Here is a 12421-nt window from a genome sequence, read left to right as displayed (position 1 = left end):
CCCCGTCCCACCGCCGGAGGCGGTGGTTCTTCGGACCGTCCAAACCTGCGCAGGCAGGTTTGGAGCCGCGGTCCTCAGCCCCCAAGGGGGACGGCGCGGCCGCTTGGGGCGGCCCGGCGCGGCGCGCCCTCGAACGGGCCTGCCGCTGCGGCGGTGACCCTTGCTTTTTTCCTTGGTATGGGATTTGCAGGGTGAGCGTGGTTGCTCGCCGCGTTCACCCTAGAGATTCCTTGTGATGCTGAGATTTCTTTTGCTGTCATTCGCCGCGTTGTTGAGCGCGGTTTCTGCCCAGGCGCTCACGCCCGAGCAGGCGCAGGCCATCGTGGTCGGAGATTCGAGCGACCGCATCACGGCCATGCAGCAGGCGGTGCAAACACCCGACGAGCGCGTGGCAGCTTTGCTGCAGGCTTTGGCCGACGACAGGGTCAAGGTGCACGACGGCAAGGTCATCCTCGTGCGCGAGGTGGAGGGTGAATGGAAGGGTGAAGACCCGGCCACGGGCCAATCCTTGGCCGTGCCCGAGGATGCGGAGGACGTGGTCAACAACAACCGCATGCGGGGCGAGATCGCCAGCGCGCTGGCGGCCTTGCAGCTGTTTGGCCCGGACGTGACGGCGCGCAGGGCGGCGGCCCAGGCCTTGGCGACCGAGCCGGACGCCTCACGCCTGCCGCTGATCGACAAGGCCCTGGCCGTTGAAAAAGACGCCACCGTGCGCGAGCAGCTTGATTTGGCGCGCGCCGCCATTCTGCTGTCCAGCACCGAGCCCGCGCAGCGTTACGCGGCGGTGCAGCTTCTGTCGGCTTACCGCACGCCCGCCACGCGGCAGTTGCTGGGCCAACAGCTTGCCAGCGAGGAAGACGCGCGGGTCAAGGCCGCGATCCAGGCCGCCCAGCGCGCCATCGAGGATCACCTGGCCTGGGGCGAGCGCGCGGGTGTGCTCTTCACCGGCATCAGCCTGGGCAGCATCCTGCTGCTGGCCGCGCTGGGCCTGGCCATCACCTACGGGCTGATGGGCGTCATCAACATGGCGCACGGCGAGCTCATCATGATCGGCGCCTACGCCACCTACGTGGTGCAGGGGCTGTTCCGCAGTTACCTGCCCGGTGCCTTCGACTGGTACCTGGTCGCGGCCGTGCCCGTGGCCTTCCTCGCTTCCGCCCTGGTGGGTGCGGCGCTGGAGCGCGGCGTGATCCGCTTTCTCTATGGCCGCCCGCTCGAAACCTTGCTGGCCACCTGGGGCATCAGCCTGGTGCTGATGCAGGCCGTGCGTTCCCTCTTTGGCGCGCAAAACGTGGCCGTGGAAAACCCGGCCTGGATGAGCGGCGGCTGGCAGGTGCTGTCCAACCTCACGCTGCCCTACAACCGTCTGGTCATCATCGCCTTCGCTTTCGCGGTGCTGCTGGGCATGGCCTTGCTGATCAGCCGCACTCGCTTGGGCCTGTTCGTGCGGGGCGTGACGCAGAACCGTCCGATTGCTTCGTGCATGGGGGTGAACACGGCGCGTGTGGACACCTATGCCTTCGCACTCGGCTCCGGCGTGGCGGGGCTGGCGGGTTGCGCGCTCTCGCAGGTGGGCAACGTGGGCCCGGACCTGGGCCAGGGCTACATCGTCGATTCCTTCATGGTCGTGGTGCTGGGCGGCGTCGGCCAGCTCGCGGGCACGGTCTACGCCGCGCTGGGCCTGGGCCTGGTGAACAAATTGCTTGAAGGCTGGCAGGGCGCGGTGCTGGCCAAGATCATGGTGCTGATCTTCATCATCGCCTTCATCCAAAAACGCCCCCAAGGCATCTTCGCCCTCAAGGGCCGTTCGGTGGACTGAGGCGCGGACCGACATGACGACGACTTCCCTGACGCTTCCCGCCGCCGCGCCCCTGCTGAACCGGCGCGGCTGGACGGCGTTTCTCGCGGCGCTGATCGCGGTGCTCGTGCTGGCACCCGTGCTCAACCTGCTGGTGCCCGACGGCCATGTGTTCCACATGAGCAACTACACAGTGGCCTTGCTCGGGCGCATCATGTGCTACGCCATCTGCGCGCTGGCCATGGACCTGATCTGGGGCTACACCGGCATTTTGTCGCTGGGCCACGGCCTGTTCTTCGCGCTCGGCGGCTACATGATGGGCATGTACCTGATGCGCCAGATCGGGCGCGACGGTCAGTACAAGAGCGACATGCCCGATTTCATGGTGTTCCTGAATTGGAAGGAATTTCCCTGGCACTGGGCCTTCAGCGACAGCTTCGTCGCCACGCTGATCCTGATCGTGCTGGTGCCCGGCTTGATCGCCTTCGTCTTCGGCTACTTCGCCTTCCGTTCGCGCATCAAGGGCGTGTACTTCTCCATCATCACGCAGGCGCTGACTTTCGCCGCCATGCTGCTCTTCTTCCGCAACGAAACGGGGTTCGGCGGCAACAATGGCTTCACGGACTTCAAGCGCATCCTCGGCATCCCAATCGGCCAAGGCATGCGCATGATGCTGTTCATGCTCACGGGGTTCACGCTGTTGGGTTTCTTCCTGCTCGGGCGCTGGCTGATGAACGCCAAGTTCGGCCGGGTGCTGCAGGCCATCCGCGACGCCGAAAGCCGGGTGATGTTCTCGGGCTACAACCCCCTGGGTTACAAGCTGACCATCTGGACGCTCTCGGCCGTGATGTGCGGCATCGCAGGGGCGCTCTACGTGCCGCAGGTTGGCATCATCAACCCGGGCGAGATGAGCCCGGCCAACAGCATCGAGATCGCCATCTGGGCGGCGGTGGGTGGACGTGCCACGCTGATCGGCCCCATCGTCGGCGCCTTCGTGGTCAACGGTGCCAAGAGCTGGCTGACCGCGGCCTTCCCCGCCTTCTGGCTTTACTTCCTAGGTGGCCTGTTCATCCTGGTCACGCTGTTCCTGCCCGACGGCATCGTGGGGCTGGTCAAGCGCCTGTGGAAAAAATTCCGGGGAGAGAAAGCATGAGCGACGCCGGGCCGCCCCAAGTCGTGAAGGACCCCTCGGGGGGCAGCGCAGTACACGAAGTGACAAGCGTGGGGGCACACACATGACCCCCGATCTGCTTGAACAAGGCGCGCAGCGCGCGCAGGCCCAGCGCGAGACCGCGCGCCAGAACACCGAAGCCGGCGGTCAGCAGGCCAGCTATGGCCGCCTGCTGAAGACTGGCGAAGTGGACGTGACGCACGGCCGCATCCTCTACCTGGAGGATGTGAGCGTGAGCTTCGATGGTTTCAAGGCCATCAACAAGCTCAGCCTGGACATCGCGCCCGGTGAACTGCGCTGCATCATTGGTCCCAATGGCGCGGGCAAGACGACGATGATGGACATCATCACCGGCAAGACGCGGCCCGACGAGGGCACGGTGTTCTTCGGCTCCACCATCGACCTGTTGCGTTACAGCGAACCCCAGATCGCGCAGCTGGGAATCGGCCGCAAGTTTCAGAAGCCCACGGTGTTCGAACAGCTCACGGTGTTCGAGAACCTGGAGCTGGCGCTGAAGATGGACAAGAGCGTGAAATCGTCCATCTTCTTCAAGCTGGATTCCGCGCAGGGGGATCGCCTGGCCGACATATTGCACACCATCCATCTCGCCGACAGCGTGGGTCGCCAGGCAGGCAATCTGAGCCATGGGCAGAAGCAGTGGCTGGAAATCGGCATGTTGCTGATGCAAGACCCAAAGCTGCTCCTGCTGGACGAACCCGTGGCCGGCATGACGGACGAGGAAACCGCCCGCACGGCCGAGCTCTTCCTGACACTCAAGGGCAAGCATTCGCTGATGGTGGTGGAGCACGACATGAGCTTCATCAAGACCATCAGCGACATCGTGACCGTGCTCTGCGATGGTTCCGTGCTGGCCCAAGGGACGCTGGAGCAGGTGCAGGCGGATGAACGGGTGATCGAGGTGTATCTTGGGCGGTGAGAATCTTGCTGTGTCCTTGTTGGTTGGCAACGCGGCAAGGCCTGTGTGGCTCCGCTCAAAGGACACGGGTCGCTACGCGACTTCCCTGCGCTGCTCGCAGTTGGCGGGGGACGCGCCAACTCGCTGCGCTCAAACACGGCGCGCCCCTTTTTCCGCCAACCGCTGCGCTGCTCGGCCGCGTCCATTCGCTGCGCCACACAGGCCTTGCCGCGTTGCGGTGACGAAGACGGCGTGCCCCGAGAGGCAAGGTTCTATGCGAGCCTCCGGCTCTTGTTCGGGTGCCGGAGTTGAGCATCAAGCGCCGCAGAACATTGCACTCAATGCCCTGAATTTTTCGATGCCCCAAAGCCTGCCGAAGGGCGCCCCCGGCCCGGCCCGTCTGCGCCGCCGAGAAGCGCAGGGCGGCCGGTTGGCACGCGCGCAGTCGCGCGTGCTTCGTGATCTGACTCATCGCGTCTGTCCGAGCGGAGAGAGCGCAGCGAACGCAGCGAGTTACGCGATGGACCGGCTGTCCGAGCATCGCAGGGTAGCCGCGCAGCGGCCGGCGCAATCGGGTCGGGCCGGGGGCGCCATTCGGCAGGCGGTCCAGCCAACGTGGCTCGCGTCGTGCGCCAATGCTCAGGCGCAAGGACTACAAGGAATCGGCCCATGCTGAACGTCAAAAACATCAACCAGTACTACGGCGGTTCCCACATCCTGCGCGACGTGAGCCTGAGCGCGAACCTGGGCAAGGTCACCGTCGTATTGGGCCGCAACGGCGTCGGCAAGACCACCCTGCTCAAATCGCTCATGGGCCTGGTGCCGATCAAGAACGGCAGCATCGAGTTCGAGGGCAAGGACATCCACAAGGCCACGCCCTACGAGCGCGCCCGCGCCGGCATCGGCTTCGTGCCCCAGGGCCGCGAGATCTTCGCCCGCCTGACGGTGGAGGAAAACCTGCGCATGGGCCTGGCCAGCCAAGCTGGCGGCACGCCCATTCCGACCGAGTTGTACGAACTGTTTCCCGTGCTCAAGCAGATGCTGGGCCGGCGCGGCGGTGACCTCTCGGGCGGCCAGCAACAGCAACTCGCCATCGCGCGCGCGCTCGCGGCCAAACCCAAATTGCTGGTGCTCGACGAACCCACCGAAGGTATCCAGCCCAGCATCATCAAGGACATCGGCCGTGTCATCCGCATGCTGGCCGACCGCGGCGACATGGCCATCCTGCTGGTCGAGCAGTACTACGACTTCGCCGAGGAACTTGCCGACGACTATGTCGTCATGGAGCGCGGCGCCGTCATCGCTGCCGGCCTGGGCCAGAACATGGAAGCCGAGGGCGTGCGCAAGCTCGTCGCGATTTGAGGCCTGACCCTCTCAGCCGAAGGTGCCCCGCCGACCCAGGTAAGGCCGCACGAACAGGTACAAGCCGCTGAACAGCAGCAGGAAGAGCGGCGGCAGCGGCGCGTAGACGATCCACATCGGCGCTTGGCCCCCGTTCATCGCCATCGCGGCGAAATTGGCGATGACCGTGAGGGTGAAGACGAGCGAGACCCAGCGGTGGAATTGGCGGACGCCTTGGTTCCAGTTCATGGCAGTTTCCTTTTCTTGTTGTGTCCGCGCATTCACCCGCGCGCCTGGACCAGCTTCCAGCCATTGCCGGAGGGGTCGCGAAAGCTCGCATCCACGCTGCCATAACGCTCCACCGGCTCCTGCGTGAATTCCACGCCGAGCGCCTGCAACCGCGCGTGCGCGGCGCGGCAATCGTCCACCGTCAGTACCAACGGCGGCATCGCGCCCTTGGCCACCATGGCCTGCAGGGTCTGGGTCGTCATCGCGTCGTGCACTGGCGGGCCTGGCAAAAAGAGGCCGAGCTGGAACGAGGGTTGATCGGGGAGCTGCACCGTCAGCCAGCGGTAGTCCCCGTTGCGTGCATCCGTGTGAACGCTAAAACCGAGTTGGTCGACGTAAAACGCGAGGGCTTCATCCTGGTCGCGCACGTAGAGTCCGACGACTTCAACACCAAGGCGCATGGCCGTGTCCTTTCCTGAAGTGAGTTCAGGCGCGGTTTATACCGACGGCTTCGCGGCGGCGCTTCTCCGAAACTGCGATGTCGAGCGCGGGACGCTGCGCTGCGTTCATGAAGCAGGCGGGCACCAAAGCCAGCGTCCGTGCTTCCTGCGGCGCGCGGGCGCGGGCCTGAGCGCGTGCGGCGGTCGGGCTCAGACCGGTGATGTCCCGGAAGGTGCGGCCGAAACTGCCCAAACTTTCCCAGCCGGTCTGGAAGGCGATGTCGGTCACGGGCAGTTCGGTGTCGCGCAGCAGCGCCAAGGCTCGCTCGATGCGGCGCGTCAGCAGGTAGCGATGGGGTGGCAGACCGAAGGCCTCGCGAAAGGCGTGCGCGAAATGCGTCGCCGAGACCTTGCTGACCCGCGCCAGCCGCTCGACCGGCCAGGCCTCCTGAGAGGCGGCGTCCATGCGGTCCTTGGCGCGCAGCAGCCGGCGCAGCAGTTCGGGCGGTGTCTGCACCGCGGCGGGCGACAGAAGAGGGGCGTTTTTCGTCATGCCGTCGCGATGATGCCGTGACACGACCTGTCGTGGGCCGTGCCGGGACCATTTTTTCCTGGCTGACGAGGTCCTGCGGGGTTCAGTGTCCCGGCTTTGCGTAGAATAATATACGACGTATATTTAAGAATGAACATGACCACTGCGCACGTTTTCATCGCCACCAGCTTGGACGGTTTCATTGCCCGCGCCGATGGCGACATCGAATGGCTGTTGCAACGCGACGACCCCACCGAGGACCACGGCTACGCCAGCTTCATCGCGGACAAGGACATGATCGTCATGGGCCGTGGGTGTTATGAAAAGGTGCTCACCTTCGACGCGTGGCCCTACGAGTTGCCTGTGTGCGTGCTGTCGCGCCAACTCGCGGACACGCCGGTACCGGAGCGGTTGAAGGGCAAAGTGCGCTTTTCCGGGCTCGCGCCCCAGGCCGTCATGGAGGAGTTGGCGCGGTCAGGCGTTCGCCGCGTCTATCTGGACGGGGGGCTGCTGTTGCAGTCCTTCCTGCGCGAGGGTCTGGTCGCGGACATGGTGATCACCACCGTGCCTGTCTTGCTGGGCTCCGGACGCCCGCTGTTTGGCGGGTTGACCAGCGACATCGACCTGACCTTGGTGTCATCCCGCAGCTTCCCCTCCGGGCTGGTGCAGTCGACCTATCGGGTCAGGCCATGACGCTCCCGCGCGGTCGTCCAGCGCAGGGCGCGGGGGTGTCACGTGACACCATTTTGGCCACGGCGTTGTCGCTGTTGGACGAATGCGGCGGGCAAGGTCTGACGATGCGCGCCCTGGCCAAGCGCCTGGGCGTGACGCCCATGAGCCTCTACCGTCATGTCGGAACGCATGAGGCGTTGTTGCGCGCCTTGTCGGATCAGGTCTACGCCGAGGTGCTGGAGCCTTTGAACTCAAAGTTGGACCCTAAGTTGGACCCGACGTCGGCCTCGACGCTAGACCCGACGTCGGACCCGCGGCCCGCGATCACCGCCTTGCTCAGCCGCTACTACACGGCCATCGGCAAGCATCCGCAATTGACATTGGCCATTTTCTCGACGCCGCAGGCATTCGCGGGCGTGACGCGTGAGATCACCGATCGCCTGACGGCGCTGCTGGCCACCCTGACGGAGCAGCCCGTGCTGTGGCGCGACATCCTCGTTGACCACGCCCATGGCAGCGGCCTGGCCTTGGTGGCGGCACGCGGTGATCCCTTGCAGGCGCAGGCGATGACGACGCACTACCAGCTGGCGCTCACTTGCCTGCTGCAGCGTCTGGCGATGGCAGCGCCGTGAGCGGTCGTGTTGACGCAGTGCCTCGCGGCGCCTGGATTTTCAGCACGCCCTTGTCCAGGGACACAGGTCTCTGCCCGGCGAGCGTTTCGCCATGCCGCTTGAAGCGCCCCACCGTCACTCCGCGCCTCCGCTCGCTACCGGCCGTGCATCTGGGCATCGCGCCGGACGACGTGCGTGTTTGCCCCAAGCTTGAAGCACGGTTTGTCACGCAAAAAACAGGATGCTGCCCGTACACTCATCCCCTCTTTTTTCAGGAGGAGACGGGATGCCTGCACTCGTAACGGAGTTGGCGATCGAGACGCACGGCCTGCGCAAGCAGTTCGGTGATTTCGTCGCCGTTCAGGGGATCGATCTGGCGATCCCGCGCGGTTCGGTCTACGGCCTGCTCGGCCCCAACGGCGCGGGCAAGACCACCACCATCCGCATGCTCACCACGCTGCTCAAGCCCAGCGGCGGTTCGGCCCGGGTGCTTGGGCATGACCTGGTGAGCGAAGCCGCCCAGGTGCGCGCCAAGGTGGCGGTGACGGGCCAGTTCGCGTCGGTCGACGAAGACCTGACCGGCGAAGAAAACCTCATCCTGATCGCGCGGCTGCTCGGCTTTTCCTGGAGCGCGGCCAAGGCGCGCACGAAGCAGTTGCTCGCGGCGTTCGACCTGGAGGAGGCCGCCAAGCGCCAGGCGCGCAATTACTCGGGGGGCATGCGGCGCCGGCTGGACATTGCGGCCAGCCTCATCGTGACGGCCGACCTGCTGTTCCTGGACGAGCCCACCACGGGCCTGGACCCGCACAGCCGCAACCAGGTCTGGGACATCGTGCGCGCCATTGCCGCCGAGGGCACGACCGTGCTGCTGACTACGCAGTACCTGGAAGAAGCCGACCGCCTGGCCGAGCGCATGGCCGTGATCGAGCACGGCAAGGTCATCGCCGAAGGTACGAGCCGCGAGCTGAAGGCTTCCGTTGGTGGGCGCGCCCTGCAACTGCGTCTGGCGGATGCGGGTCAGCGCGCGGCGGCCGAGGCGATCCTGCACCGTGTGCTGGGCAATGGATTGGTCGATCCGCAGGCCGGTGACGAAGACGACGAGGGCCTGTTGCGAGCCAAGGTCGCGCGGGACGAGCTCGCACCCCAGGCCCTGGCCCAGCTCGCGGCCGCGAACATCGCGATCGCCGAATTCGCCCTGGCCCAGCCCAGCCTGGACGATGTGTTCCTCGCCATCACCGGCAAACCCGCGGAAGACAAATCCAAGGATGGCACCAGCGCCGGGAATGGCACCGGCAAACAAGGAGAAAAGCCATGAGCAGCGACAAGATTTCCCTGCATGGTGTGTTGAGCAAGGACCCGCGCCCCGCGCCGGCCAGCGCGGGCGCGGCCGTGCTGACCCTGGCCTGGCGCGCCATGCTCAAGATCAAGCATGTGCCCTTCCAGTTGTTCGACGTGCTGGTCTTCCCCATCATGATGACCTTCATGTTCACCTACCTGTTCGGTGGTGCGCTGGCGGGTTCGACCGACGCTTACCTGCAGTGGCTGATCCCGGGCATCGTGGTGCAGACCCTGGTCTTCCTGACCATCTACACCGGCATGGGCCTGTGCACCGACATCACCAAGGGCCTGTTCGAGCGCTTCCGCAGCCTGCCCATCTGGCAACCCAGTCCCATCGTCGGCGCCTTGTTCGGTGACCTGAGCCGTTACCTGCTGGCCGCCCTGGTCGTGCTCACCGTTGGCTTGATCCTGGGTTTTCGCCCGACGGGTGGCGTCACCGGCGTGGTGTGCGCCCTGGCGCTGGTGCTGCTCTTCACCTCGGCCCTGTCCTGGTTCTGGATCATCATCGGCATGCTGGTGCGCACGCCCGAGATGGTGATGACCACCAGCATGCTGCTGCTGTTCCCGCTCACCTTCGTCAGCAACATCTTCGTCAACCCGACCACCATGCCCGGCTGGATGCAGACCGTGGTCAACCTCAACCCCGTCACCCACCTGACCAACGCGGCGCGCGGGTTGATGCATGGCAATGTGGTGGTGGGAGATGTGATCTGGGTGCTGGTCGCCTCTGCCGCCATCACCGCTGTGGCCGCGCCGATTGCGATGAGGATGTATTACCGGGAGAGATAGTCAAAGTACATCTGGAAAAGTGGAGGCAACCGTATGAAGAAAGCGATCTTTATCCGTGATGGGAAACTGACTTGGATAGCAGAAATCGTTTTGATCTCAGTAGTTGTTTTTGGATGGTATGGCGTTCCTTACCTGAACCAAATTTCATTTTGGTTGGCGTTGCCCTTGGGTGCCGTTTCTCTGATCGCTGCTTTCACATTAATGTTTGAAGGGAGAGCTAGCGCTATAGGTTTCAAGCCATTTACCAACGACCCTTTAGGCTGGCGCAAAGCAAAAAGAACCTATCGAGAAAAACAACCTGAGGAAAACGAAAGTCGGTAGAAAAGCTCTGTGGCGAGGCAACAGCATCACTTCCTTCGCACCCCCAACGCAACCGTCCCCGCCACAACCCCCCAGAACGCTGACCCCACGCCCGCGATCACCACGCCGCTGAGCGTGACAAGAAAGGTGATGAGCGCGGCTTCGCGCTGGTCTTCCTGCGCGAAGGCAGATGCCAGCGCGCCGGCGATGCTGCCCAGCAGGGCTAGGCCGGCGATCGCCGCGACCAGTTCCTTGGGGAAGGCGAGCAACAGGCCCGTGACCGTGGCGCCGAAGACGCCCACCAGTACGTAGAGCAGACCGCAGACCACGGCGGCGGTGTAGCGCTTGGCTTTGTCTTCGTGTGCTTCGCGGCCCATGCAGATCGCGGCGGTGATGGCGCTGAAGTTCAGCGCGAAGGCACCGAAAGGCGCGAGCACCAGGGTGGCTACGCCGGTCATCGTGAGCAGGCGCGAGATGGGCATGTCGTACCCCGCCGCGCGGATGGCGGCCACGCCGGGCAGGTTCTGCGAGGCCATGGTCACCACGAACAGCGGCAGCGCCAGGCTGACGATGGCCGACAGCGTGAACTGCGGCATCGTGAACACCGGCACGGCCAGCGAAAAGCTCACCGTTTTCCAGGCCAGTTGGCCGCGCAGCGCAGCGTAGGTCACGGCGACCACCAGGGTCAGCGGCACCGCGTAGCGCGGCACGAAGCGCTTGCCCAGCAGGTAGGTGGCCAGCATCAGCAGCACCAGCGGCAGCGCGGTCTGCGCCGCGCCAAAGGCGTTCAGGCCGAAGCGCGCCAGCACACCCGCCAGCAGGGCCGCGGCCAGGGCCATGGGGATGCGGTTCATCACCCGCTCGAACCAGCCCGTGGCGCCCGCCACGGTGATCAGTGCAGCGCTGACGATGAAGGCGCCGATGGCCTCGGCCATGCTGAAGCCACCCGCAAGCCCGGCCGCAGCCAGCACCGCCGCGCCCGGCGTGGACCAGGCCACCATCACCGGCTGGCGCAGCAGCAGCGAGGGCAGGGCGGAGCACAGGCCCATGCCGAGGCCCAGCGCCCACATCCAGGAGCTGATTTCCTCCGGCGTCGCGCCGAACGATTGAGCGGCCTGAAACACGAGTGCGACGGAGCTGGTGAACCCCACCAGTACGGCGACGAAGCCCGCGCTGGCGGCGGAGAGTTGGAGGTCTTTGAAGAAACGCATGGCTGACGAGTTCAGTGCTGTCTTTGATATGAGAGTGCCAGGAATGATGGCAGGCACGAGGCCGGGGGGCGAAGGCGGAGCGAAGTCAAGGAGGAGGAACGGCGCAGCCGTTCCGGGGGACATGAGCGCAGTCTTTGCCCCCCGGCCTCGTGCCCTCACCAAGGTCGTATGTGCATTTTCAAGGAGCGTCGCCCTTCAGAAGCCGCGCCTCGATGTTCTCGATCACCGCAGGCAAATCGGCGACGCTGTCGATCACGTAATGCGCGCCCGCATCCTGCAGTCGGCGCCGGGCCTTGGCGAGGCGGGTCTCGTACTCGGTGGGCTGTTCCGCCTTCATGGCTTGCACATCCGCCAGCGTGTAACCCATTTCATTGCCGGACAGCGCCAGGCCCACGCTCCACATGCCCGCGTTGCGACCTTCCTCCACGCCCGGCGTGGTGTCGTCCACCTTCACGCAGGCGCGCACATTCGGAACCTGCAGGGCCAGCAGATTCGCCAGCGCCATGTAGGCGCCGGGCCGCCCGCCCGCGGGCAACTCGTCGCCCGCGATCACATGGTCTGGCGCGATGCCCGCCTGCTGCGCCAGCGGACGCAGCACGTCCATCACCTGCTTGGGATAACCCGAGCAGGAACCGATCTTCACGCCGCGCGCGCGCAGCCAAGTCAATGTCTCGACCGCGCCGGGAATCGGCTGCGAGTAAGCGCCGACCTTCTCGATCTGCATGGGCATGAAGCGCTGGTAGATCGCGTCGATGTCGGCCTCGGTCGAAGGCCGCCCGAAGACCTGCTGCCACTGCGCCCGCACGCTCGGATCATTCAGCAGCTGCTGAATGTGCAAGCGCTTGGACAGGCCCATGGGCCCGCGGGCCTGGTCCAGCGTGATGCGGATGCCGAAGGTCTGGAAGGCGTCCACGAAGATCTGCGTGGGCGCGAGCGAGCCATGGTCGACCAGGGTGCCGGCCCAGTCAAAGATCACGGCGAGGACGGGGGAGGGCAGGTGCGGGGGTTTCACGAAGGTCATGGCTTCATTATCCCGCCCGCAGATGACGGCCGGCCCCCGTCAGCTTGCCGGGC

At 65.2% G+C, this 12421-nt stretch carries 14 protein-coding genes; 9 read left to right on the top strand and 5 right to left on the bottom strand.

Features of this window, described 5'->3' with window-relative positions; all coding sequences use genetic code 11:
- The first annotated feature begins 235 nt into the window (after nt 1–235).
- The 4 genes from urtB to urtE all read left to right on the top strand — a co-directional run bounded on the left by urtB (nt 236) and on the right by urtE (nt 5247).
- Nucleotides 236–1819, top strand: a complete 1584-nt coding sequence (gene urtB, locus HGR_RS03510) for an urea ABC transporter permease subunit UrtB (protein ID WP_006296706.1) — start codon at nt 236–238, stop codon at nt 1817–1819.
- Nucleotides 1820–1832: 13 nt separating this feature from the next.
- Nucleotides 1833–2951 (top strand): urea ABC transporter permease subunit UrtC, encoded by a 1119-nt coding sequence (gene urtC / locus HGR_RS03505; RefSeq protein WP_006296705.1) that lies wholly within the window; start codon nt 1833–1835, stop codon nt 2949–2951.
- 82 nt (nt 2952–3033) lie between these two features.
- Nucleotides 3034–3906, top strand: a complete 873-nt coding sequence (gene urtD, locus HGR_RS03500; protein WP_006296704.1) for an urea ABC transporter ATP-binding protein UrtD — start codon at nt 3034–3036, stop codon at nt 3904–3906.
- A gap of 648 nt (nt 3907–4554) precedes the next feature.
- A complete protein-coding gene (urtE, locus tag HGR_RS03495) occupies nt 4555–5247 on the top strand; it encodes an urea ABC transporter ATP-binding subunit UrtE (RefSeq protein WP_006296703.1) in 693 nt (230 codons plus the stop codon).
- A gap of 12 nt (nt 5248–5259) precedes the next feature.
- Here the strand turns inward: urtE and HGR_RS03490 are convergent, their stop codons facing one another.
- The 3 genes from HGR_RS03490 to HGR_RS03480 are packed head-to-tail and all read right to left on the bottom strand — an operon-like array spanning nt 5260 to nt 6447.
- On the bottom strand, nt 5260–5475 hold the full coding sequence (locus HGR_RS03490) for a hypothetical protein (protein ID WP_006296702.1): 216 nt from the start codon (nt 5473–5475) through the stop codon (nt 5260–5262).
- A gap of 32 nt (nt 5476–5507) precedes the next feature.
- Nucleotides 5508–5915, bottom strand: a complete 408-nt coding sequence (locus HGR_RS03485) for a VOC family protein (protein ID WP_006296701.1) — start codon at nt 5913–5915, stop codon at nt 5508–5510.
- 25 nt (nt 5916–5940) lie between these two features.
- Nucleotides 5941–6447 carry a helix-turn-helix transcriptional regulator gene (locus HGR_RS03480; protein ID WP_006296700.1) on the bottom strand — a complete coding sequence of 169 codons (507 nt, stop codon included), beginning with the start codon at nt 6445–6447 and terminating at the stop codon, nt 5941–5943.
- Between the two features lie 135 nt (nt 6448–6582).
- Here HGR_RS03480 and HGR_RS03475 point away from each other — a divergent pair, with 135 nt between their 5' ends.
- The 5 genes from HGR_RS03475 to HGR_RS17210 all read left to right on the top strand — a co-directional run bounded on the left by HGR_RS03475 (nt 6583) and on the right by HGR_RS17210 (nt 10157).
- The gene (locus HGR_RS03475) at nt 6583–7119 is read left to right on the top strand and encodes a dihydrofolate reductase family protein (RefSeq protein ID WP_006296699.1); all 537 of its coding nucleotides are present in this window, start codon (nt 6583–6585) and stop codon (nt 7117–7119) included.
- Nucleotides 7116–7730: a TetR/AcrR family transcriptional regulator gene (locus tag HGR_RS03470; RefSeq protein ID WP_006296698.1), complete on the top strand. Its 615-nt coding sequence runs from the start codon at nt 7116–7118 to the stop codon at nt 7728–7730. Before HGR_RS03475 ends, HGR_RS03470 begins: the two co-directional genes overlap by 4 nt.
- Before the next feature lie 265 nt (nt 7731–7995).
- Nucleotides 7996–9024 (top strand): daunorubicin resistance protein DrrA family ABC transporter ATP-binding protein, encoded by a 1029-nt coding sequence (locus tag HGR_RS03465; RefSeq protein WP_006296697.1) that lies wholly within the window; start codon nt 7996–7998, stop codon nt 9022–9024.
- Nucleotides 9021–9836: an ABC transporter permease gene (locus tag HGR_RS03460; RefSeq protein ID WP_006296696.1), complete on the top strand. Its 816-nt coding sequence runs from the start codon at nt 9021–9023 to the stop codon at nt 9834–9836. The genes HGR_RS03465 and HGR_RS03460 overlap by 4 nt, the downstream gene beginning before the upstream one ends.
- A 33-nt stretch (nt 9837–9869) precedes the next feature.
- Entirely contained in the window at nt 9870–10157 is a 288-nt protein-coding gene (locus tag HGR_RS17210) for a hypothetical protein (protein ID WP_138922382.1), read from the top strand.
- A gap of 26 nt (nt 10158–10183) precedes the next feature.
- Here the strand turns inward: HGR_RS17210 and HGR_RS03455 are convergent, their stop codons facing one another.
- Nucleotides 10184–11347 (bottom strand): benzoate/H(+) symporter BenE family transporter, encoded by a 1164-nt coding sequence (locus HGR_RS03455; protein ID WP_006296695.1) that lies wholly within the window; start codon nt 11345–11347, stop codon nt 10184–10186.
- A 178-nt stretch (nt 11348–11525) separates the two neighbouring features.
- Entirely contained in the window at nt 11526–12368 is an 843-nt protein-coding gene (gene phnX / locus HGR_RS03450) for a phosphonoacetaldehyde hydrolase (protein ID WP_006296694.1), read from the bottom strand.
- Between the last annotated feature and the right edge of the window lie 53 nt (nt 12369–12421).

Origin of the sequence: Hylemonella gracilis ATCC 19624, assembly GCF_000211835.1 — a bacterium.
In the GTDB taxonomy this organism is placed as follows: domain Bacteria; phylum Pseudomonadota; class Gammaproteobacteria; order Burkholderiales; family Burkholderiaceae_C; genus Hylemonella; species Hylemonella gracilis.
Note: the sequence above shows the minus strand (reverse complement) of the source record. Positions and strands in the feature narration are given on the sequence as shown.